At 65.2% G+C, this 19,991-nt stretch carries 17 protein-coding genes, 1 pseudogene and 1 riboswitch; of the genes and pseudogenes, 6 read left to right on the forward strand and 12 right to left on the reverse strand.

The annotated features are described in order from the left end of the window. Positions 1–101: 101 nt before the first annotated feature. Positions 102–2,102 carry a magnesium chelatase subunit D family protein gene (locus IEW17_RS13435; protein ID WP_188562565.1) on the forward strand — a complete coding sequence of 667 codons (2,001 nt, stop codon included), beginning with the start codon at positions 102–104 and terminating at the stop codon, positions 2,100–2,102. 26 nt (positions 2,103–2,128) lie between these two features. Beyond that, positions 2,129–3,463, forward strand: a complete 1,335-nt coding sequence (locus IEW17_RS13440) for a cobyrinic acid a,c-diamide synthase CobB (protein WP_188562566.1) — start codon at positions 2,129–2,131, stop codon at positions 3,461–3,463. A 156-nt stretch (positions 3,464–3,619) separates the two neighbouring features. On the opposite strand, the gene IEW17_RS13445 is transcribed toward IEW17_RS13440, so the two are convergent. From IEW17_RS13445 to IEW17_RS13500, 12 genes are all read right to left on the reverse strand, one after another. Next, positions 3,620–4,678 carry a DUF1259 domain-containing protein gene (locus IEW17_RS13445; RefSeq protein WP_188562567.1) on the reverse strand — a complete coding sequence of 353 codons (1,059 nt, stop codon included), beginning with the start codon at positions 4,676–4,678 and terminating at the stop codon, positions 3,620–3,622. Between the two features lie 401 nt (positions 4,679–5,079). Beyond that, positions 5,080–5,784 (reverse strand): hypothetical protein, encoded by a 705-nt coding sequence (locus tag IEW17_RS13450; RefSeq protein WP_188562568.1) that lies wholly within the window; start codon positions 5,782–5,784, stop codon positions 5,080–5,082. Next, complete coding sequence (locus tag IEW17_RS13455) at positions 5,781–6,944, reverse strand: cobalt-precorrin-5B (C(1))-methyltransferase (protein WP_188562569.1); 1,164 nt, start codon at positions 6,942–6,944, stop codon at positions 5,781–5,783. The genes IEW17_RS13450 and IEW17_RS13455 overlap by 4 nt, the downstream gene beginning before the upstream one ends. Continuing rightward, positions 6,922–7,722, reverse strand: coding sequence for a precorrin-6A/cobalt-precorrin-6A reductase (locus tag IEW17_RS13460; RefSeq protein WP_188562570.1), 801 nt, complete (start codon positions 7,720–7,722; stop codon positions 6,922–6,924). Before IEW17_RS13460 ends, IEW17_RS13455 begins: the two co-directional genes overlap by 23 nt. Further along, positions 7,722–9,608, reverse strand: coding sequence for a precorrin-4 C(11)-methyltransferase (gene cobM, locus IEW17_RS13465; RefSeq protein WP_188562571.1), 1,887 nt, complete (start codon positions 9,606–9,608; stop codon positions 7,722–7,724). Before cobM ends, IEW17_RS13460 begins: the two co-directional genes overlap by 1 nt. Positions 9,609–9,765: 157 nt before the next feature. Beyond that, complete coding sequence (cbiE, locus tag IEW17_RS13470) at positions 9,766–10,953, reverse strand: precorrin-6y C5,15-methyltransferase (decarboxylating) subunit CbiE (RefSeq protein WP_188562572.1); 1,188 nt, start codon at positions 10,951–10,953, stop codon at positions 9,766–9,768. Next, the gene (gene cobJ, locus IEW17_RS13475) at positions 10,950–12,338 is read right to left on the reverse strand and encodes a precorrin-3B C(17)-methyltransferase (protein WP_188562573.1); all 1,389 of its coding nucleotides are present in this window, start codon (positions 12,336–12,338) and stop codon (positions 10,950–10,952) included. Before cobJ ends, cbiE begins: the two co-directional genes overlap by 4 nt. Beyond that, entirely contained in the window at positions 12,329–13,057 is a 729-nt protein-coding gene (cobI, locus tag IEW17_RS13480) for a precorrin-2 C(20)-methyltransferase (RefSeq protein WP_188562574.1), read from the reverse strand. Before cobI ends, cobJ begins: the two co-directional genes overlap by 10 nt. Positions 13,058–13,060: 3 nt before the next feature. Beyond that, complete coding sequence (locus IEW17_RS13485; RefSeq protein ID WP_188562575.1) at positions 13,061–13,999, reverse strand: sirohydrochlorin chelatase; 939 nt, start codon at positions 13,997–13,999, stop codon at positions 13,061–13,063. An 18-nt stretch (positions 14,000–14,017) separates the two neighbouring features. Next, a complete protein-coding gene (cobA, locus tag IEW17_RS13490) occupies positions 14,018–14,797 on the reverse strand; it encodes a uroporphyrinogen-III C-methyltransferase (protein WP_188562576.1) in 780 nt (259 codons plus the stop codon). Next, complete coding sequence (locus IEW17_RS13495) at positions 14,784–15,674, reverse strand: NAD-dependent epimerase/dehydratase family protein (protein WP_188562577.1); 891 nt, start codon at positions 15,672–15,674, stop codon at positions 14,784–14,786. Before IEW17_RS13495 ends, cobA begins: the two co-directional genes overlap by 14 nt. A gap of 12 nt (positions 15,675–15,686) precedes the next feature. After that, on the reverse strand, positions 15,687–15,992 hold the full coding sequence (locus IEW17_RS13500; RefSeq protein ID WP_188562578.1) for a (2Fe-2S) ferredoxin domain-containing protein: 306 nt from the start codon (positions 15,990–15,992) through the stop codon (positions 15,687–15,689). A gap of 126 nt (positions 15,993–16,118) precedes the next feature. Continuing rightward, a riboswitch (cobalamin riboswitch) is annotated at positions 16,119–16,313 on the reverse strand. A gap of 263 nt (positions 16,314–16,576) precedes the next feature. Here IEW17_RS13500 and IEW17_RS21595 point away from each other — a divergent pair. From IEW17_RS21595 to IEW17_RS13520, 4 genes and pseudogenes are all read left to right on the forward strand, one after another. Next, positions 16,577–17,069: pseudogene (locus IEW17_RS21595) on the forward strand (IS701 family transposase); the annotation flags it as partial. 221 nt (positions 17,070–17,290) lie between these two features. Then, complete coding sequence (locus IEW17_RS13510) at positions 17,291–17,635, forward strand: hypothetical protein (protein WP_188562580.1); 345 nt, start codon at positions 17,291–17,293, stop codon at positions 17,633–17,635. A 121-nt stretch (positions 17,636–17,756) separates the two neighbouring features. After that, complete coding sequence (locus tag IEW17_RS13515; RefSeq protein WP_188562581.1) at positions 17,757–18,095, forward strand: hypothetical protein; 339 nt, start codon at positions 17,757–17,759, stop codon at positions 18,093–18,095. Between the two features lie 258 nt (positions 18,096–18,353). Next, positions 18,354–19,937, forward strand: coding sequence for an FAD-dependent oxidoreductase (locus tag IEW17_RS13520; RefSeq protein WP_188562582.1), 1,584 nt, complete (start codon positions 18,354–18,356; stop codon positions 19,935–19,937). Positions 19,938–19,991: the final 54 nt, after the last annotated feature.

Consider the following 19,991-nt stretch of genomic DNA (forward strand, 5'->3'; position numbering starts at 1 on the left):
GCGAGTTGCCCCGTATTTTTGCCTGGACGACCTGGGGTAACCCAACTACCCTGGCCTGAATGGCTCTCTCATCATTTTTGCTCAAGCCCTGTATCCTCCGTATGAATTACCCCTTTTCCGCCTTGGTCGGCCAAGCCACCCTGAAGCAGGCGCTGCTGCTGTGCGCCGTCAATCCGGGCATTGGCGGGGTGCTCATTCGGGGCGATAAGGGCACGGCCAAGAGCACGGCGGTGCGCGGACTGGCCGAGGTAATGCCGCTGGTTACCACCGTAATGGGGTGCGCGTTCAACTGCGAGCCCGGCCACCCGGCGGACTTGTGCCCGGCCTGCCAGCAGCCGGAGGCCGTCACCCAACAGGTGCCCGTGCCCTTCGTCAACCTGCCCCTGGGCGCTACCGAAGACCGGGTGCTGGGCAGCCTGGACCTGGAAGGCCTGCTGGCCGACCGCCAAAAAAAGCTGCAGCCCGGCCTGCTGGCGGCTGCCCACCGCGGGGTGCTCTACATTGATGAGGTGAACCTGCTACCCGACCACCTCGTGGACGTGTTACTCGACGCGGCGGCGATGGGCGTAAGCACTGTGCAGCGCGAAGGATTGTCGGTGAGTCATCCGGCGCGCTTCACGCTCATCGGCACCATGAACCCGGAGGAGGGCAGCTTGCGCCCGCAGTTTCTGGACCGCTTCGGGCTGATGGTGGACGTAACGGCCCCGCGCGAAGTGGCCGAGCGCACGGAAGTAGTGCGGCGGCGCATCGCCTTCGAGCGCGACCCGGTGGCGTTCGGGGCGCAGTGGCAGGCGGCGCAGCAGGCCCTGCAGCAGCAATTGTGCACGGCCCGCCAGCTGCTGCCCGCCGTGCAGATGCCCGACGGCCTGCTCACGCTCATCAGCCAGCTGTGCACAGAGCTGGGCGTGGCCAGCCTGCGCGCCGATATCGTGCTCTACAAAACCGCCCTCACGCTGGCCGCCCTGGCCGGCCGCACCGAAGTCACGGCGGCCGACGTGCGCCAGGCCGCCGAGCTGGCCCTGGCCCACCGCCGGCGCGCCAAGCCCTTTGATAACCCCTCCCGGCCTAACGATGGGTCGGACGAGCTGGATGAGCTAATGCAGCGTGCGCAAGAGTCGCCGCCCCAGCCCAACGCAGAGGCTGAGCCGGCCCCTGCCCCGCCCCCATCGGCGCCGCAGTTGGAGCAGCCGGCCCCGAAGGAAACTGCGGGGGATACTGCGGGCGAAAAACCCAGGAATCCGGCCGCCAATGCGGAGGTGGAAGAGCAAGTTTTCGGAATAGCTGCTTCGGTGGCAGCGCGGTCCATTAAGGTGGCTGCCGCGCGGCCGGCTGACCCGGAAGCCACGGCTTTGGGTCAGCGCGGCGCGGCCACGCAGGGCTCCCGGGGTCATTCGGTGCGGGCCGTACCCGACCGGGCCCCGTCGGAGCTGGCCCTCGAAGCTACCGTGCGGCAGGCCATGCTGCGCGACCCCGAGGCCGCCCGCCTCACCCGCGCCGACCTGCACCAGCAGGTGCGCAGCGGCAAGAGCGGCACCTTCCTGCTGCTCGTGGTCGACGCCTCGGGCTCGATGAGCGCCAGCCGTCGGATGGAAGCGGTGAAGGGCGCTGTGCTAAGCCTGCTTACCGATGCCTACCAGCAGCGCGACACGGTGGCCGTGGTCGCCTTCCGGGGCCTGGAAGCCCACGTGCTGCTGCCGCCCACGCGCAGCGTAGCCGTGGCCGAGCAGGCCCTGCGGGCCTTGCCCACCGGCGGGCGCACGCCGCTGCCGCACGCCCTGCAACTAGCCGCCCAGCTACTGGCGCAGGCCGATTACGCGCAGGGGCTCCAGCCGCTGCTGGTGCTGCTCAGCGACGGCAAAGCCAACGTGCCCCTGCCCGGCGGCGGCGACGCCGGGCTGCAAACCCAGCAGCTGGCCGGGCAGCTGCGCGCGCGCAACGTGCCCACCCTGGTGCTCGACACCGACAACAGCTACCTGCGCCTGGGCAAGGCCGAAGCGCTGGCAGCCGCCCTCGGGGCGCAGTACCTGCCACTGGACGAACTTTCGGCAGCTGCTCTCACCACCGCCATCCTGACGGTGAGCAGCCGGCCGGTGGCTGGATAAACTTAATGCATGTACCGATGTCGCTTATGCCCTTACCGTCCTCCCGGTTTCTGATTGCCGCGCCGTCCAGCGGCTCGGGCAAGACCACCCTGACGCTGGGCCTGCTGCGCGCCCTGCGCAATCGGGGCCTGACGGTGCAGCCCTTCAAGTGCGGCCCCGATTACCTGGATACCCTGCACCACGGCACGGCCGCCGGGGTTCCCAGCCTCAACCTCGACACCTTCATGGCCTCGGAGGCGCACGTGGCCGAAACGTATGCCCGCTACGCGGCCCCCGCCGACGTGGCCGTGGTGGAGGGCGTGATGGGCCTCTTCGATGGGGCCGACCGCATGCGGGCCAGCAGCGCCGCCGTGGCCGAGCTGCTGGACCTGCCCGTGGTGCTGGTGGTGAACGCGAAAGCCATGGCCTACTCGGTGGCGCCGCTGCTGTTCGGGTTCAAAAACTTCTACCCCGGCATCCGGCTGGTGGGGGCCATTTTTAACTTTGTCAACTCAGCTTCGCACTACCAGTTTCTGCGCGACGCCTGCCAGGATGTGGGGGTCGAAGCCCTGGGCTACCTGCCGTACAACCCGCAGGTGGCCATTCCTTCGCGGCACCTGGGCTTGTCCATCGACGCCGGGATTCAGTACGAGGCCATCATCGGGCAGCTCGCCGACATGCTGCCCCAAACCGTAGACCTCGACCGACTGCTGGAAATAACGCGGGGGGCCGCGCCGGTGCCGGCCGCCGTGCCCGCGCCGGTGGTTCCGACCGACCGGCCGCGCCGGTTTGCCGTGGCCCGCGATGCCGCCTTCACCTTCACTTATCACCAGAACCTGCAGGTCTTGGCGCAATTAGGGGAGGTGACGTATTTCAGCCCCCTGACGGACGCAGCCCTTCCACCCGCAACCGACCTGCTCTACCTGCCCGGCGGCTACCCCGAGCTGCTTGCCGAAGGCCTCAGCCGCAACGCCGCCATGCGGGCCAGCGTGGCCGCCTACTGCCAGCGCGGCGGCGCGACCTACGCCGAATGCGGCGGCCTGATGTACCTGGGCCAGACCCTCACCGATGCCCAGGGCCGGACCTTCCCCATGGCGGGCGTGTTGCCCTGCACCACATCACTGGAAAACAGCAAGCTGACGCTCGGCTACCGCACCGCGCAATGGAATGGCATGACGCTGCAAGGCCACGAATTCCACTATTCGCACCTCACGGAGCTGAAGGAAGTGCTTTCCGGTGCCCGGGTCACGAATGCCAAAGGCGTGGAGGTGCCGGCCAAAGTATACCGCCAGCACAACACCATCGCCTCCTACCTGCACCTGTACTGGGCCGAGAACCCGGCGTTTATTAACTGGCTGCTTAGCCTGCCCGCCAACCCGTAGCCTAGTGGGGAGGTAAAGGCAACAATGCCGAGGCGCAGAAGGTAGCGCCCACAGCGACTTGGGAGCGGCTGGCGGTGGCACGGCGAGGAGCATTTACGTGGGGCAGGAGCATCAGGGTAGTGGATGAGCCATTTCCTCATCCAAAAGCGGCGGGGCCTAGTGCTTCATGTCGCCGCGCAGCCCTTCCATGCCGCCGAGGCGCTTGCCCTTGCCGAGCTGGTCGAGGGCGGCCCGGAAGCCGGTGGCTAGCTGCGCGGCGGGTCCGCGGCCGTAGTAGTGCAAGAACATCATGCGCGGGGTGTCGCCGAGCATGTGGTTGTGCACGGCCACCACTTCAAGGTTATGTGCGCGCAGGGCTTTGATGACGGGGTTGACTTCGTGCTCGAGCATGGCGATGTCGCCGGCGATGTGAGCATCGTCCTGCCTGCCGGCGAAAGCGGCCCACGAGTTCAGGCCGATGGCAGCGGTCATTTCCGTGTTCATCATCAGCGATTGCAAATCATCGCGACCTACGGTGTATTTATAAGTTGGGCCGTTGACGGTGCCTTTGTACTTCACCACGGCATCGAGGGCGGGCAGGTCGAAGAGCTCCTTGCCGGTAGACAGGCCGGCGGTCGGGATGGCGTTATTGTCCTGGGCTGCTGTGGGCGCAGGGGCCGGGGGCTGATTGGCCGGCAGCAGCTTAGAGTCTTTCAGCGTCGCGGCAAACTTTCGGGCTAGCTCGGCCGGGGTGCCCATGCCCGAGACGTGCATGTAAAAAATGCGTGGCTCCTCATAAAAAAAATGGTTGTGCACCGCCCCAATTTCTAGCCCGTTGGCCAGCGCCGCCGACATGAGCGGGTTGACTTCTTCCTGTAACAGCACCGTGTCGCTCATCAGCATTGCTGATTTACCATCCAGCGTGTGCTTGATGGCCACCCACCCGCCAAAGCCGAATGCAATGGGTACGGGCTCCCCCTTGATTTTTATTTTTAAATCGTTGCGGGGAAGGCCGATGAGGTGGGTGGCTTGGGCTTCAACGTAGGTGCCTTTCTTACCCATAGCCGCGTCGATGGCCGCAATTTCGGCGGCGCTCAGAGCCGGCGTTTTGCCAGCGGGCGGCGGGGTGAGTGCTGTCTCGGAGGCGAAGGTATCGGGGCCGCTAAATAACGCGGTGGTGCCCAAAAGGGCGGCTGCCCGAAGGGCATGGCGGCGGGAAACGGGGGAGTCGGTCATGGCGTAGCAGCGGAAAGAGGATGCGGGGCAGTAACCGCAAACCTACCAGGGGCGGCACAAACAGATTTTTTGTTGGTATACCCCTTACGTGCGCGGCCTTCCTTTCCGGTAAGCTGATGGGCGCTATCCGGTGTGCTGCCTGAAAATAAGGGTGAAGTGGCTTAAGATGGAAAAGCCGATGAATGTAGCAGTTCCAATACGGTTTACCTTTGACTTTATACTTGTCGCATGCCGCAAAGTGAGTTTTGAGCGACTGTAGAAACGCAATAACCTTTATTGATTTTCGCAATTTCCTGTGAGTATGGGTTGATAGCATGAATCTTGGCTGGGGCCGTTGCCCAGCCGTCGGTCACATAGTTGTGCTAAGCTCTTAATCAAATCCCTATTGCTTGCCTACGTCCCTATTGCTTGCCCAAGAAGCCATTATAAATCCACACGAGGCCCACGGCAATTGAAAGGACGCCCACGGTGGCGTTGATGAGCTTGAAGGCTTGCTGGTTGCGCTCGATGAAGCGCGACACGGAAAAGGCCATCACGCAGCTGTAGGTGGTCATGGCCAGCACGATGCCCAGACTTTGCAGGGCGATGATACCGATGGCAGTGGCGGTGTCCTTGGCGGCCAGGGTGAGGGCCACGGCGCAGGCCCCGCCGGTGCCGGCCAGCCCGTGCAGCATGCCCACCCAGAACGAGCGGCTCAGCACGTTCAGGGCAATTTCCTCGCCCTGACTGCCGTGCAGGTGCAGGGCGTTGACCATGTGCTCATGCTCGGCGAACTTCTTGTGCTCGGCCATCATGCGCTTGAGCTGGTGGTTTCGCCGGATGGCTTCCCAGCCCAGCCAGAGCATGAGGGGGCCCACGGCCAGCTCAGCCCACCGCGACAGGTTCAGCGGCAGGGCCGTGCGCAGCAGCAGGGCCAGCCCACTGAACAGGATGAGCGTGAGCGAATGGCCCAGCGCCCACTGCGACGACCGCCAGATGAGCCTGCCGTAGCCGGTGTTGTGCTTCTTCCGCTCGGTGGCCAGCACCGATACGGCGGCCATGTGGTCGGGCTCGAAGGAGTGCTGCACGCCCAGCAGCAGGGAGTCAATCAGGAGCGGATATATCATGCGGTAGCGAAAGAGCCGGGGCCGGCAGACGGCTCCTCGGACGGGGCGAGTGGGGTAAAGTTTGGGCCGAAGCCGAATTCGTAGGCGAGAGAATGTTCGGCCGCGTCAATCAGCACCAGCCGGCAGGGCAGCGGACCGGTCACGGCATGCACCACGCCGTAGCAGCGCCGGGCCAGCGCCTCGTAGAAGGGTTCGGCGGGCCGGAAGGGAAACAGCTCGGTGAGGCGGCCGGCCATGGACAGCTCTCCGATGGCAGCGCAGCGTGCGGCCGGGTAGCCCGCCTCATGCGCCAATCCGGTCACCCATTCTTTGTCCCAGCTCGACTGGTTGCTGTGGGTGTTCAGGGAGCCCTGGGCCAGCTTCACGGCTTTGCCCAGCATGATACCCATGGTGAAAGCGGCCAGTGGCGAGCCGGCTATTTTTTCCAGCGTTTCGCCAATCCAGTTGCCGTACTGGATAAAACCCACGGCCGGCAGGTGCGCAAACTGGTGGCGTAGCAGCTTCTCGCTCCGGCCGCCCGAGTTGATGACCACCTCCGTCAGGCCGTTGGCCAGGGCCACATCGATGCCCTGCACAATGCTGGCAATGTAGGCCTCGGCCGAAAAAGGCTTCACAATGCCGGTGGTGCCCAGAATGGAAATGCCGCCCACGATGCCCAGGCGGGCGTTCAGCGTCTTCTGCGCCAGCTGGGCGCCGTTCGCCACCGAAATACTGAGGGACACCCCGCTGCTAACGTGGCACTGCGCCAGCACTTCAGCCACCACGGCGCGCATCATCTGGCGGGGCACGGGGTTGATGGCCTGCTCACCCACCGCAATGGCCAGGCCCGGCAGCGTGACCAGCCCCACGCCTTCGCCCGGCAAAAACACCACCTCCCCCGTATCATTAAGCGACACGGTGCAGCCGATTTCGGCCCCGTGCGTAACGTCGGGGTCGTCGCCGGCATCTTTGATAGTCGAGCAGAAGGCTTGGGATGCGGTGAAGGTGCACTCCTTCAGGATGAAGGTCACTTCCTCGCCGCCGGGCAGCGCGATAGTCACCTGCGGCACCGCTTCCTGGCGCAGCAGCGCCCACAGCGCCGCTTTGGTGCAGGCCGTGGCGCAGGCCCCGGTGGTGTAGCCGGAGCGCAAAGGACCATCAGGAACCGGCCGTAAGCCCATGCGTGCAAGCGTATAAGAAGTCTAGTAGTTCGGCTTCGCCCCGAATGCTGTGAAAGTGGGCCGGCAAGCTGGGCCGCCGCACGATGAAGATAGGCACTCCGGCTTGCAGGGCCGCCGCAATCTTGACCGACAGGAAGCCGCTTTCCCCGCTTTCCTTGGTCACCACCGCTTGAACCCCAGTGCGCCGGATAAGTTGTACTTCCTCGTCCAGGTCCGCGCCCGGCCACGCGGGAATGAGGCCCTCGGCCGGAAACCCCGCCGCCCGGGCCAGCGCCACCGACGCCTCACGGGGCAGCACCCGAAACAACATCCGCCGCTGCTGCCAGTAGTCGCGCAGCCGCACGATGGTTTGCACCCCGCTCAGGGCCAGCACCGGCTCGTGAGCCGCTTCGAGCAGGCGGGCCACTACTTCTTCGTAGCTGTCGGCGTAGTGCACCAGCGAGTGCGTGGAGCGCTCAGGATATTCCCGCTCCACGCGCCCCACCGGCAGGCCCAGGCGCTGGCTTACGTGGGCGATGGTGGCGTGCAGCTGCTCGGCAAACGGGTGGCTGGCGTGCACAATGCCCCGAACCCGGTGCTGCCGGCAGAAATCGGCCAGGGAGACCTCCGTGAAAGCTTCGCAGCGGTACTGGCCGTTGGCGGGCAGCTCCATTTCCACCCGGCTTTTGGTGGAGTACCAAAAGGGATAGTCGGTGCGGCCCAGCCAGGCGGCCACCTGCCGGCCCTCGGTGGTGCCCCCGAAAACCAGCACCGGGCCTAGGGCCAGCGCCGCGGGCATCAGCTTGAGGGGGCGTCGTCGGCCCGTTGCTTGGTTTTCTTCACCTTAGCGGGTTTGCCCGTGCGGAAAATGTGCTTCCAGTCGGGGTGATAGAGCTGCGAGCGGTTTTTGCGCGCGCCAATGGCGGCACCCACCACGATGAGCACCGTGCGGGTCAGCTTGTGGGTGCGAATCAGGGCGGCCATATCAGCCAGCTGGCCGGTATAGATTTCCTCGTCGTCCCAGCTCACACGGTAGAGAATGGCCACCGGCGTGTCGGCGGGGTAGTGTTCGAGCAGCTGCTCCTGCACGCGCCGGGCGATGGTGGCGCTCAGGAAGATGCACATCGTGGCCCGGTGCCGGGCCATTTCCTCCAGTTTTTCGTGGGGCGGCAGCGGCGTGTTGCCCGCGCCCCGGGTCAGGATAATGGTTTGCACCACTTCCGGAATCGTAAACTCCGACTTCAAGCTAGCGGCCGCAGCCTGGAAAGCCGAGATGCCCGGCACGATGAAGTAAGCCATGCCCCGGTCGTCAAACTCCGACATCTGCTCCTGAATGGCCCCGTAAATGGAGGGGTCGCCGGAGTGCAGCCGCACCGTGAGGTGGCCGCGCCGGTAGTGGGCTTCCATAAGTTTGAGCTGCTCTTCGAGCGTCATGCTGGCCGAGTCGCGCACCACCGCGCCGGACTTGGCGTAGTGCGTGAGGCGCTCGGGCACCAGGCTGCCGGCGTAGAGAATCAGGTCGGCCGCTTCCAGCAATTCCTTGCCCTTCACGCTGATGAGGCTGGCATCGCCCGGCCCCGCGCCCACGATGGCAATGACGCCACGACGCTCGGCGGCCGCTTCCAGCGCCACGGCCAGGGTGTGTTTCTTGCCCGAAGCCACCGTAACTTTTTGCTTTTCGAGCAGCAGTACCGCGTTGCTGCTGCTGAGCAGGGCGGCCGCCTCGCCCACGCTGGGCACCCCGAGCTTGCTGAGCACCACGTCAGAAGGATTGGGCGTCGTCTTCGAGTTGAGCGCCTCGGCCGGGTAGGTCAGCAGAGGTACGTCCAGGCGCTGCGCCAGCGCGATAAACGCGGTTTCGTCGTACTTGATGTCGATGGAGCCGATGGACTTCACCGACTCCACGGCCAGCTGGTGCGCGGCCAGCTGCTCGCGCACCGAGGCGTCGAGCAGGTCGGTTTCAATGTCGCGCGAGCAGCCCAGGCCCAGGTGCAGTACCGGCGCGTAAAAGCAGAGCGCCGGGATGGGCACCGCCAGCGGGCGGTAGGTCACGGCCAGCAGCAGCGCGTACGGGCTCCAGTCGACCCCCTCGCGGCTGTAGAAAACGTCCACGAAGGGCGGCCGGCTCTTTTCCAGCCAACGGGTGCCCTCGTCCTGAATTTCCAGCAAAAGCGCCGTCCGGCCGTTGTTCACGAACCGCGAAACCAGCTGGTTGAGCGGCTCGCTGGGCACGGCCCGCCACCGAAACTGCGCGGCCAGCGTGTCGAGCGCCCAAAGGTCCTGCAAGTCGCTGGCCGTGGTGATGACGGCCTGCGCTCCCAGCACCCGCGCCAGGCGCTGGGCCAGCGCGTTGGCCCCGCCCACGTGCCCCGACAGCACCGGCTGCACGAATTGCCCGTGGTCGTCGAGGTTGATGACGGCCGGGTCGGTGGCCTTATCCTGCACGTAGGGCGCAATGCTGCGCACGCAGATGCCCAGAGCGCCGATGAAAACAAAGGCTTCGTAATTCGCGAATTCGGTGGCCAGAAAGTCTGCGATGGACGCAATGGCTTGCACAGCCGGCAGCCCAACGGCCGGCCGGGTCGAAAACACGAGGCTGCCGGCCAGCTCGCGGCGGAGCTGCTCGGCCAGGAGCACGCCGCGGTCGGTGCTGGCCAGGATGGCGGTGGCGGTAGGCTTCTTCATTAGAATTACTACGTTTTTAAAATCAAGTTTTTAGGCAATAAGAACGTCATGCTGAGCGCAGCCGAAGCATCTCGCGTGCAGCAGTAACCCAATCGTGAGGACGAAGCAGTAGAGATGATTCGGCTGCGCTCAGCATGACGTTCTTTTCTCTTTTTATTTATTGTTTAATAGCCGTTAACACCCAAATTGGGTTGTGCTGGTCGAGTTGAATGCGCTCGGGGGGCAGTAGCTGCCAGCCCAGCGCGGGCACCTGCGCCACAAATTGCGCGTGGCTGCGCTCCAGCACGGCGTTGAGGACGATGGCGGCGCCGGCCGGCAGGTGCGCGTCGAGCAGGGTCAGCAGCTCGGGGAGCCGGTTGCCGTGCCCGCCGATAAATACGGCGTCGGGGGCGGGGCGAGCGGCCAGGTCCAGGGCGAAGAAATCGCCCATCACCACCTCCAGGCCGGGGGCCGACAAGCGGCGCGCATTGGTTTCAATGAGGGCCTCGCATTCGGGCCGCTTCTCAAACGCCACCACGTGCAGGTGCGGAAACAGGCACCGGGCCTCGATGGCGACCGAGCCGGTGCAAAAGCCGATGTCCCAGAAAACGCGCTTGCCGGCGAGCTGCAGCTGCGCCAGACTCAGCAGGCGGATGGCCTTTTTGGTCATCATGCCCGGCCGGCCGGGGAGGCCGGCAAACAGCGAGTCGTCGAGGCCCCAGTGGCGGGGCCGGGCGGTGGTTTGGCGCAGCAACACGCAGTTCAGGGCGTGAAAATCCCGCGCTGCCACCTGCGGCAGCGCGTAGCACCCCACCCGCTGCTGCGGGCCGTCGAGGTCTTCGCCCACCACCATTTCATAATGGTCGAACTGATAAGTGAGCAGCCGTTCGGCAATGGCCGCCGGGCCGCGCACGGCATCGGTGAGCACGGCAATAAGTGGCTCCTGGTGCAGCAGGGCTTGGTCCAGCTCCTGCCAGTCGCGGCCGTGCACCGAGGTATTTTTTACCTGCTCGTAGGGCTGGCAGATGTGGGCGCACAACCGTTGCACGCTGCTGAACGACGGATATATCGCGAGGTGAGCCCCCGGGTCGTGGGCCTGAATGGTGCGCACGATGCCATAAAAAAGCGGGTCGCCACTGGCGAACACCAGAATCGGGCCAGGGGCCGCCCGGTACTGCGCAAACAGCGCCGGCATGTCGCCACCGATGGTAATCCAGGTGTGACCGGCGGGCAGCAGGTGCCGCACCAGCGCATAATGCCGCCGCCCGCCCGAAAACACGGCGTGCTCGGTCAGCCGCTGGCGTAGCTCCAGCGACAAATCCACGTCCGCCCGATTCGGCAGCCCGACCACGGTGTAATGCCTCATCCGTTTAACAAAGCAGTTGCTGCCTGCTCCACGCCCTGCGGCAGGGTAAAGGCTGCGTTCACAATGCTGGCGGCCACGTTGCTGCCGCCCTTGCGCCCTTCGATGATGACGGTCGGCAGGGTTTTAATGCTCTTGAGCCGAAGCTTGGCTTCCACCACATTCACGAAGCCGACTGGCGCGGCGATGATGCCCGCCGGCTGGCAGCGGCCCGCCTGGTACTGGTCGACCAACTCGAACAGGGCCGTGGGCGCGTTGCCGACCACGAACAGCGCGGTGGGGTGCTCCGCGATGGCCAAACGCATGCCGGCCTGGCTGCGGGTGAGCCCTTCGCGCTCCGCCAGCCCGGCCACGCGCTCATCGTTGAGGTAGCACAGCACCGACACGCCAAACTTTTCGCGAAAAGCTCGGGTGATGCCGGCCTGCACCATGGTCACGTCCGTCACCACGGTGCCGCCCCCGGCCAGGTAGGCCTGCCAGTGTTCGAGGGGCTGGCCCTGCGCGAAATACAGCTGCTCGTACTCAAAATCGGCGGTGCTGTGGATGCAGCGCAGCACCGCCCACTGGTCGGCGGCCGACAAATCAGCGCGCTGGAGCTGGGCCCGGATTTGCCGAAAGCTCTCCTCCTGAATCTCCTCGCCGCTCACGGGCTTGCGGGCCAGGTAGCCGCGGGGCGTCACCAGAAACTCGCCGAAGCGGTAGGTTTGGGAGTTACCAATCAGCACCAGGCAGAACATGTCCACAGTTTCCACGGTCAGGTCGGTCAGGGTGGTGAGGGTGACGGTTTCCTCGGGGCGCGTGACCTGCCGCACGATGGCCACGGGCGTTTCGGGCGCGCGGTGCAGCAGGAATATTTCCCGCAGGCGGGCCAGCTGCCAGTTGCGCTTCTGGCTGCGCGGGTTGTAGAGCGAGGTCACAAAATCGCCGGTGGCGGCGGCCGTCACGCGCTTTTCGATGGTGGCCCAGGGCGTCATCAAATCCGAGAGCGAGAGGCAGCAGAAGTCGTGGCCGATGGGCGCGCCCAGCCGGGCCGCCGCCGCCTGAAAGGCGCTGATGCCGGGCACGGTTTGCAGCTGAATATCGGTGCGCTGCTGCCGGGCGGCGTACTCGTACACCAGCGAAGCCATGGCGTAAATGCCGGCATCGCCGGAGCTGATGACCACCACGTGGGTATTCGGCCGGCAGCTGTTCACGGCCAGTTCGGCCCGGGCTTCTTCCTCCGAAAGCTCCCGCCCGATGCATTCGCAGCCCGGCTTGAGCAGGTGGCTAACGAACTGAAAATAATAGTGGTAGCCAATCACGATATCGGCATCAGCCAGCACGTGCAGGGCCGCCGGCACCAGGTACGCGTCTGAGCCGGGGCCAATTCCAACGACACTTAATTGCATAGCAGACTCTTGAGGATGAGCAGGGAAAAATAGGGAAGCTCCCGCGCCGCCACCTCCGCGAGGTCGGTGCTGAGGTACTGGTCGGGGGTGCCGAGCTTCTCGGCGTAGAGCAGCGTGGCGTGGCCCGCCGCCACCGCCGGGCGCACGTGGGCCAGGGCACCGCGCACCTTTATCAGCACCACCGTTTCGAAGGTGCGCAGGTACTGGTCCAGCGCCGCGGCGCTGGCCAGCAGCGGGATGATGGCCACCTTCTCGCGCAGCACCGCTAGGGGTACCTGGTGCGCGGCCGTGGCCAACAGAAACGACGGCACGCCGGCGATGATTTCCACCGGCAGCCGGTGGGCGTGCAGGTGCTTGAGCAGGTAGGCGAAGGTGCTGAAAAAGGTAATGTCGCCCTCGCTGACGAACGCCACCGTGCGGCCCGCCTCGTAATCGGCCTGCACCAGCCGAAACGTCTGCTCGTAGCCTTGCAGCGCAGCCGCCCGGTCGGTAGACATGGGCAGGAACAGACCCCGGAATCGGGTTTCGTCCAGGTCCAGCTGACGGAGTATCGCCAGCGAATAGCTGCTCTGCTGCCCGTCGGCCAGTTGGGAACCAGGGTAGTAAATGAGGTCGGCCCGCTGCAAGGCGCGCAAGCCCTTCACCGTGATGAGTTCCGGGTCGCCGGGACCGAGCGAGACGCCGTAGATTTTGCCTGGATGAATAGAAATAGGGACCATGAACTAGATGCCGAGCAGGTTTTTGAGCTTCGGGAGCAGCCCTTTTTTGGCACCTATCTTCTGTTCTTCTTCGAACAGAATACCCTTCACGTTGAGGTGGTGGCCCATCTGTTCTTTGCCCACTTCGTCTTCGAAGCCAATCATTTGCGTGCGGTACTTGCAGAGCTGGCAGTTCATGTTGGGGCTGCCGAACTCGACTTCGGCGATGCGCTCGTCCACGGCCCGCAGCAGCAGCTCATCGCTGCCGAAGGAGCTGGTGTACAGATATTCTTTCGCCGAAGTGGCGCCGTGGGCTTCCACCTGGCTGTAGATGCGCTTGAGCAGCACGCCGGTAAAGAGAAACACGGGCAGCACCACCACTCGCCGGTAGGGCAGGTTTTCGAGCAGCGGCAGCGTGTCCTGCAACAGCGGCTTGGCGACGCCGATGAAGGCCGTGGTAGCAAAGCCGAAGCCCAGGCCTTCCCAGAGCAGACGGGTGAGCTTGGCCACTTCCGAATTAGCGTCGGGGTCGTTGGTGCCGCGCCCCACCACCAGCAGGCAGCACTCCTCGCGGGGCACCGGGGCGTGGGCGGCTTCGGCCTGCGCCACCATCTGCCGGGCAAGCTGCAACAGCGGGGCCGTGATGCCCAGGTGCCGGCCCAGGGTGATTTTCAGGTCCGGGTACTGCTGCTGGAGCGAGTTCATCTCGAACGGGATATCGTTCTTGGCGTGCCCGCCGGCAAATAGGATGGCCGGGATGGCCGTAATTTGGCGCACGCCCTGCTGGTACATGCGCTCTACGGCCGCCGCGTACACCGGGTGGGCAAACTCCAGAAAGCCGTAGTCGATGACCCGGTCGGGGTAGCGCGGAATCAGGCCCGCCACCAGCTCCTGGAAGCCGGTCGTGCCTTCCTTGTCGCGGCTGCCGTGGCCACAAATCAAAATACCTTGTTTGCTTGACATGGGGTAGTGGAACTAGGGTTAAGGAATAAGGTAAGCGGCGGCCTCGTCGAGCGAGCAGGCGTATTTTCCGATGATGAAAACCACCGGCATGGGGAGCTTGGCCTCGGCTAGGGCCGCCTCAATGTCCGGGAGCAGGGCCGTAACCAGGCGCTGCCCCGGCCCCGACACCTCCGAGATGGCCGACACGTAGATGGCGGCCGGGCCGGCCGCCGCCCGCAGCGTTTCCACCACGCGGCCCAGGTTGCTCAGGCCCATGTACATCACCAGGGTCGTGCCCGTGTGCAGCATGTTGGCCAGGGCGTCGAGCTGCTCAAAATCGTAGTTGGCCGTATGGGCCGTGCACAGCAGCACCGCGTTGCTGTGGTTGCGCTCGGTGAGGGGAATGTGCGTGAGGCTGGCGGCCGCGATGCCGGCCGTCAGGCCCGGCACCACCTCGTAGGGCACTTGCTGCTCACGCAGGTAGCGGATTTCCTCGGCTGCGCGGCCAAAGATGAACGGCTCGCCGGATTTCAGCCGCACCACCCGCTTGCCCTGGCGGGCGTGCGCCACCATGGTCTCGTTGATGGCCTGTTGCCGCTGCTCGGGGTCGAGCTGGTCGCCGTATTTTTTGCCGGCGTAGACGAGCACGGCCCCGGGCGCGCACAAAGCCATGATTTCGGCCGACACCAGGTTGTCGTAGAGCACCACGTCGGCCTGCTCGAGCCGGCGCAGCGCCCGCAGCGTGAGCAGGTCGACCGCGCCCGGCCCGGCCCCCACAATGCTAACCAGGGGCAGCAGGATGTCGTTAGTTGGACTCACGGGCAAGCTCCTGAAAAAGGGTTAGGGGATTGGGGTATAAAAACTCATAGCCCAGCGCGGCCTTCAGCTTTTCCGAGCTCACTACCTTGTACGGCAGCGGCTGCGCGGGCCCCAGGTCGGGCAGGGCGAAGCCCTGGGCGTGCGCGGCGGCCGCGTAGTATTCCCGCCGGATGGGGTGCTCATCGGTGCAGGCGTTGAATACCTGCCCCCAGGCCTGCTGGCGCACAATCTCGCCGCAGATTCGCACGCAGTCGTCCCGGTGAATGACGTTCATTGGGCTGTCGAGCGCCCGGTTGCGGCCCAGGATGGCCGTCCCGCTGTAGGGCAACCGGTCGTAGCCAATCAGCCCGCCAAAGCGCAGCACCGTAGTTTGAAAAGCCGGCTCGCCCCGGAGCAGCTGCTCCAGCTGGTACACGATGTGGCCGCCGGCCCGCACGGGAGCCACCGGGTCCGCCTCGGTGGCCACCTGGTTGTACTCACCATACACCGAGGTGGAGCTGATGTAGAGCACGTGCCGCACGCCGCTGTCGCGCAACCGGGGAATGAGCGGCGCATACTGCGCCAGCTGCTCCGCCGCCGTCCGGCCCCGTTGCGGCGGCACGGTCACGACCAGCGTGGGCGAGTGCCAAAACGGGCCGTCGGGCAGGGCCGTGGCGGCGTCGAGCACCAGCTGAAAAGCGTTCAGGCCCAGGCCCGCCAGCTCGGCCACGCCAGCTTCGGTAGTTCGCGACGCATGCACCGAGTAGCCCTGGGCACGCAGGTATTGGGCCAGGGGCAGCCCCAGCCACCCGGCCCCGAGCACGCTGATTCGCCCGAGGTCGGCGGGCGGCGGGGCTTGAGTAGGCCAGTGGGCACTATGTTCAGAAACGTTGTTCAAGAGGCCCCGCGCTTAGTCCTGGTGAAAAACGGATTCGGCCACGGGCTCACCCGCCAGCAGATGCTGGGCCACCAGCTGGGTGGCCAACTCGGGCGTTACGTGTTGGTACCAGGTGCCTTCGGGATGAATGAACACCACCGGGCCGTGCGTGCACTGGTCGGTGCAGCGCGTGCGGATGGTGTGCAGCCGCGCCTGCGCCCCATGAGTCGTAATGACGGCCCGCAGCTGCTTCGTGGTGTCTTCCGCGCCTTTTTTCAGGCAGGAATCGCCGTTGCAGACGAAGGCAATGCGTTGGACGATAGAGAGGTCTTTTCCCATGGCAGGTACAGATTAACCCGGCTCGAAAATCGAGCGGGCGCACTCACGGGAAAAGGCAATAGGCAACCGGCACCGCCCGCTGAGCGGGGGCTGGTAACCCCACGGCCTTTCTTCCCGAAAGCAATGCGGAGGTACAGTTCGTAGGCAGGTCTTCTGACTCGTTCGGCAAGTGAGGCCTCCCCGCAGCCGGTGGGCTGCAGTGGCTTGGGGTATCAAATGCAATACATGAACTTACAGCAGCGGGAACTGCTCCGGATTTGCACCGGATTCCCTTTTAAGCGCTTTCCCGAAGAAAAGCACACCAATGAACGCCCCAAAGGTAAGCGGCGGCCCAGGCTTTTTTGAGATGCTGACCCTACTTCTTTTGGAAACAGCGGTGTCCCGGGCTGCTACTGCTTCCCGAAGCACCGCAGGGACCGGTCCGGACGGAGGGCCATACTGAGCTGAACGAGCGCGGGCCGCCAACGCCGTGACCGCCGACCAAAACCTACCGCTGCGGGCGGCTACCGACCTACCGCTCCGGTCGGGCGCGGCGACTTTGCCACCATAGCCAATCCACAACCCCGGCGACCACCGCCGCGCACACGGCATGGTTGAGCCGGGCCACGCGGTTGATTTCGGCGGGAGCCAGCCGGTTCCAGCCCGTGTAGTCGCTGGTGTTTCCCGCTACGCAACCCCTGCGCGTCTATTTGCGCGCCGTCCAGCAGGCGGTGCTCGTCACCAGGCAAGTCTTTGCAAACCAGGACGGTAGCCAGGGCATGTTGTATTTGGTCAGCAGCGATACCGACCTGGACCAGGCCCAACTGACCACGATTTACCAGAGACGGTGGAAAAGCGCATCAAGCTTTTTGTGTGGAAGAATACCACAAGTCGCTCAAACAGAATGCGTCCATGAGCAAGGCGCCCACCAAAACGCTGGCCACGCAGGCCACCCATTTCTTTGCCGCCGTGCTGGCCTACACCAAACTGGAGGTGCTCAAGCTCAAATGCGGCATCGGGCATTTCCGACTCAAAGCCCAGCTCTATACCGTCGGCCTGAAAGGCATGTACCACCAACTCGGTCAACTCCGTGCGTAACATCAGTTACTAACGCAACCCCAGCTAGCGCGTTTTCTGCTCATTTTGCTCCGTACTGGACGCCGAGTCATAATGTACATAAATAGGGAGGTTTCCCTGACCAAACAGCCCTTACAACCTATAAATGCAGGATTTCAGCGTGTGGATGCCACGTTTGGAAGCTACTCGCTTAACTTCGGCACCAAACTTTTAACCAAGACCAATTTTACCAACCCACCCCCGTGGGCCCGGCCCCGTTGAAAGAAGACCTGCGCGCGGCTTGCGCGCAGATTCCCGCCGCCCGGGCCCAATTGCTGCCCGAAGCCGATGTCCTCAAAGGCCTCAGCGAGTTTTGTGACCAGCAGGCCGCGCAACTGCTGGTGCGGGCCACTACCGGGAGTTGTTTGACCCGCCGCTTCTTCCACCCGCACCACCCCCAACCCCGGGCGTATCGTCTGCGCATCCCGGTGCTGCTGTTGCCCACCGGCAGCCGGCCTACGGGAGCCAGCTGCGCGGCGTGCAGCCGGCGCAAGGCTGCCGCCCACCAGGGCACTAGTGCCTCGTCTGCCAGCTTGCCGAAGAGCTGAAAAACAGCCTGGACGTCGCTTCGTGAACCGAAAATTACTGTTTAGTAACGGCGGCCGTACAAGGGTGGTAACCCGGGTATACTCCGAGGAGTAACTCAACCCTTCACCAACCCTCATGCTCATGTTGTACGCAAGCATTGCCCTGTTCGTCCTCGCCGCCACACTCGGCGCGACAATTCTCATCACCTGGCTCCGGAAGAAAAACGCGCCGAAAGCGGTGGTGTACAGCCACGGGCTGCTGGCCGTATCGGGGCTGCTCGTGCTGCTGTACTATGCCTTTACCCATCCCGCGGCCTACCCCAAGCTGGCCATCGGCCTGTTCATCGCCGCGGCCCTGGGCGGCATCTACATGTTTCTCACCAGCGGGCCCGACAAAGCCAAGCCGATTCCCATTGCCGGGCTGCACGCGCTGCTGGCCGTGAGCGGCCTCGTGACGCTGCTGGTGTACGTGTTCGGCTAAGCCCGCCGGGCACGAAGCAGAACCACCACCTGCCCCGCCTCATTCCGGTGCACTGCCCGTAGGCCTACTGCATCGGCAGCTGAAAAGCTGCTGCCACCGTGCCAGCGTGCACGAATTTAATCTCATTTACCGCGACGGGATAGTGGCCCGGGTCCACTGACACATCTGAGCGCCTTCCCAAATGCTTAGCTGCGTGGCAAGCAGCCAGCAGTTCTTCCCGGCGGATTTCCCCCGCTCCGTCTCCCAACCTCCCTTTTTATGGATGCAACTCCCCCGCTCCCCGGCCCCGATTTCGGGACAGCCGGCATCGCCCTCACCGACCTGGCCGAAGGGGCCCTAATCCGCGGCCACGCCCACGGCGAGCCGGTGCTGCTGGTGCGGCGCGGCGACGAGCTGCTGGCCGTTGGGGCACTTTGCACCCACTTCGGCGCGCCGCTGGAAACGGGCCTGCTCGTGGGCGACACGGTGCGCTGCCCCTGGCACCACGCCTGTTTCAATTTGCGCACCGGCGAGGCCCTGCGGGCCCCGGCCCTCGACTCGCTGGCCTGCTGGACGGTGGCGCGCCGCGACGGGCGGGCCTACGTCACCGGCAAGCAGGAGCGCGACCCGTTGGCTCCGTTGTCGCCTGCCACGGCTGCGCCCAACGGCCACCCCAAAACCATCGTGATTGTCGGAGCCGGTGGGGCCGGCAGCGCCGCCGCCGAGATGCTGCGCCGCGAAGGCTACCGGGGCCGCCTGACGCTCCTCGACGGGGAAGCGGAGGTGCCTTACGACCGCACGAACCTCTCCAAGAGCTTTTCCCCCGACGACGAACAACACATTCCTTTGCGTCCGGCGGGCTTTTACGCCGACCATGGCATCGATTTAGTGCAGGGCGAAGTACTCTCCCTGGATGTCCGCGGCCGCCGCGTGCTGCTGGCCGACGGCTCCGCCCATCCGTACGAAGCGCTGCTGCTGGCCACCGGGGCCGAGCCGGTGCGGCTGGACATTCCCGGCCACGACCGGCCCCACGTGCACGTACTGCGCTCCCTGGCCGACCACCGCGCGATTATGGCCGGGGCCGCCCACGCCCGGCGGGCCGTGGTGCTGGGGGCCAGCTTTATCGGGCTGGAAGTGGCGGCCGCGCTGCGGGGCTTGGGGCTGGAAGTGCACGTGGTGGCCCCCGACGAAGTGCCGCTGGCCAAGGTGCTGGGCCCGGAGCTGGGCGCGATGGTGCAGGCGTTGCACCAGGAAAAGGGCGTCGTGTTTCATTTGCAGCAGACCGCCACCGCCATCGAAGCCGACGCGGTGGTGCTCAAAAACGGCGAACGGCTGCTCGCCGACCTGGTGGTGGTGGGCATCGGGGTGCGCCCCCGCCTGGCGCTGGCCGAGGCCGCCGGCTTGGCCCTAGACCGAGGCGTGGTGGTGGACGAGTACCTGCAAACCAGCGTGCCCGGCATCTACGCCGCCGGCGATATTGCCCGCTGGCCCGACCCGCACACCGGCGAGCGCATTCGGGTGGAGCACTGGGTGGTGGCGCAGCGCCAAGGCCAGACGGCCGCCCGCAACCTGCTGGGCCAACGGCAGCGGTTCGACGCGGTGCCCTTCTTCTGGAGCAAGCACTACGACCTCTCGATTCGCTACTCCGGCCACGCCGAACAGTGGGATACGCTGGCAGTGGACGGCCCGCTGGCGCAGCGGGCGGGGAACGTGGCCTTCGTTCGGCAGGGCCAGACCCGGGCGGTGGCCAGCGTGCAGCGCGACCAAGACAACCTGCGGGCCGAAGCGGCGCTGGAGGCGCCCGACGAGGCCGCCATCGGCCAGCCGCGGCCCCCGACACCTGCTCCGCCGGCCGGCCGGTAGCGCCCGCGACCGGCTCGGGATGCGGGGGTGCGCTGTGGTCCCTTCCTTAGTTGT

The sequence above is a fragment of the Hymenobacter frigidus genome, assembly GCF_014640435.1.
Classification (GTDB): domain Bacteria; phylum Bacteroidota; class Bacteroidia; order Cytophagales; family Hymenobacteraceae; genus Hymenobacter; species Hymenobacter frigidus.

Coding starts and splice junctions, on each gene's coding strand:
- IEW17_RS13450 (WP_188562568.1), bottom strand. CDS start 5,784: ATGATATATCCGCTCCTGATTGACTCCCTGCTGCTGGGCGTGCAGCAC.
- IEW17_RS13460 (WP_188562570.1), bottom strand. CDS start 7,722: ATGCCCGCGGCGCTGGCCCTAGGCCCGGTGCTGGTTTTCGGGGGCACC.
- IEW17_RS13445 (WP_188562567.1), bottom strand. CDS start 4,678: ATGACCGACTCCCCCGTTTCCCGCCGCCATGCCCTTCGGGCAGCCGCC.
- IEW17_RS13520 (WP_188562582.1), top strand. CDS start 18,354: ATGGATGCAACTCCCCCGCTCCCCGGCCCCGATTTCGGGACAGCCGGC.
- cobI (WP_188562574.1), bottom strand. CDS start 13,057: ATGGTCCCTATTTCTATTCATCCAGGCAAAATCTACGGCGTCTCGCTC.
- IEW17_RS13485 (WP_188562575.1), bottom strand. CDS start 13,999: ATGTCAAGCAAACAAGGTATTTTGATTTGTGGCCACGGCAGCCGCGAC.
- IEW17_RS13500 (WP_188562578.1), bottom strand. CDS start 15,992: ATGGGAAAAGACCTCTCTATCGTCCAACGCATTGCCTTCGTCTGCAAC.
- cobJ (WP_188562573.1), bottom strand. CDS start 12,338: ATGCAATTAAGTGTCGTTGGAATTGGCCCCGGCTCAGACGCGTACCTG.
- IEW17_RS13435 (WP_188562565.1), top strand. CDS start 102: ATGAATTACCCCTTTTCCGCCTTGGTCGGCCAAGCCACCCTGAAGCAG.
- cobM (WP_188562571.1), bottom strand. CDS start 9,608: ATGAAGAAGCCTACCGCCACCGCCATCCTGGCCAGCACCGACCGCGGC.
- cbiE (WP_188562572.1), bottom strand. CDS start 10,953: ATGAGGCATTACACCGTGGTCGGGCTGCCGAATCGGGCGGACGTGGAT.
- IEW17_RS13515 (WP_188562581.1), top strand. CDS start 17,757: ATGTTGTACGCAAGCATTGCCCTGTTCGTCCTCGCCGCCACACTCGGC.
- IEW17_RS13440 (WP_188562566.1), top strand. CDS start 2,129: ATGCCCTTACCGTCCTCCCGGTTTCTGATTGCCGCGCCGTCCAGCGGC.
- IEW17_RS13455 (WP_188562569.1), bottom strand. CDS start 6,944: ATGGGCTTACGGCCGGTTCCTGATGGTCCTTTGCGCTCCGGCTACACC.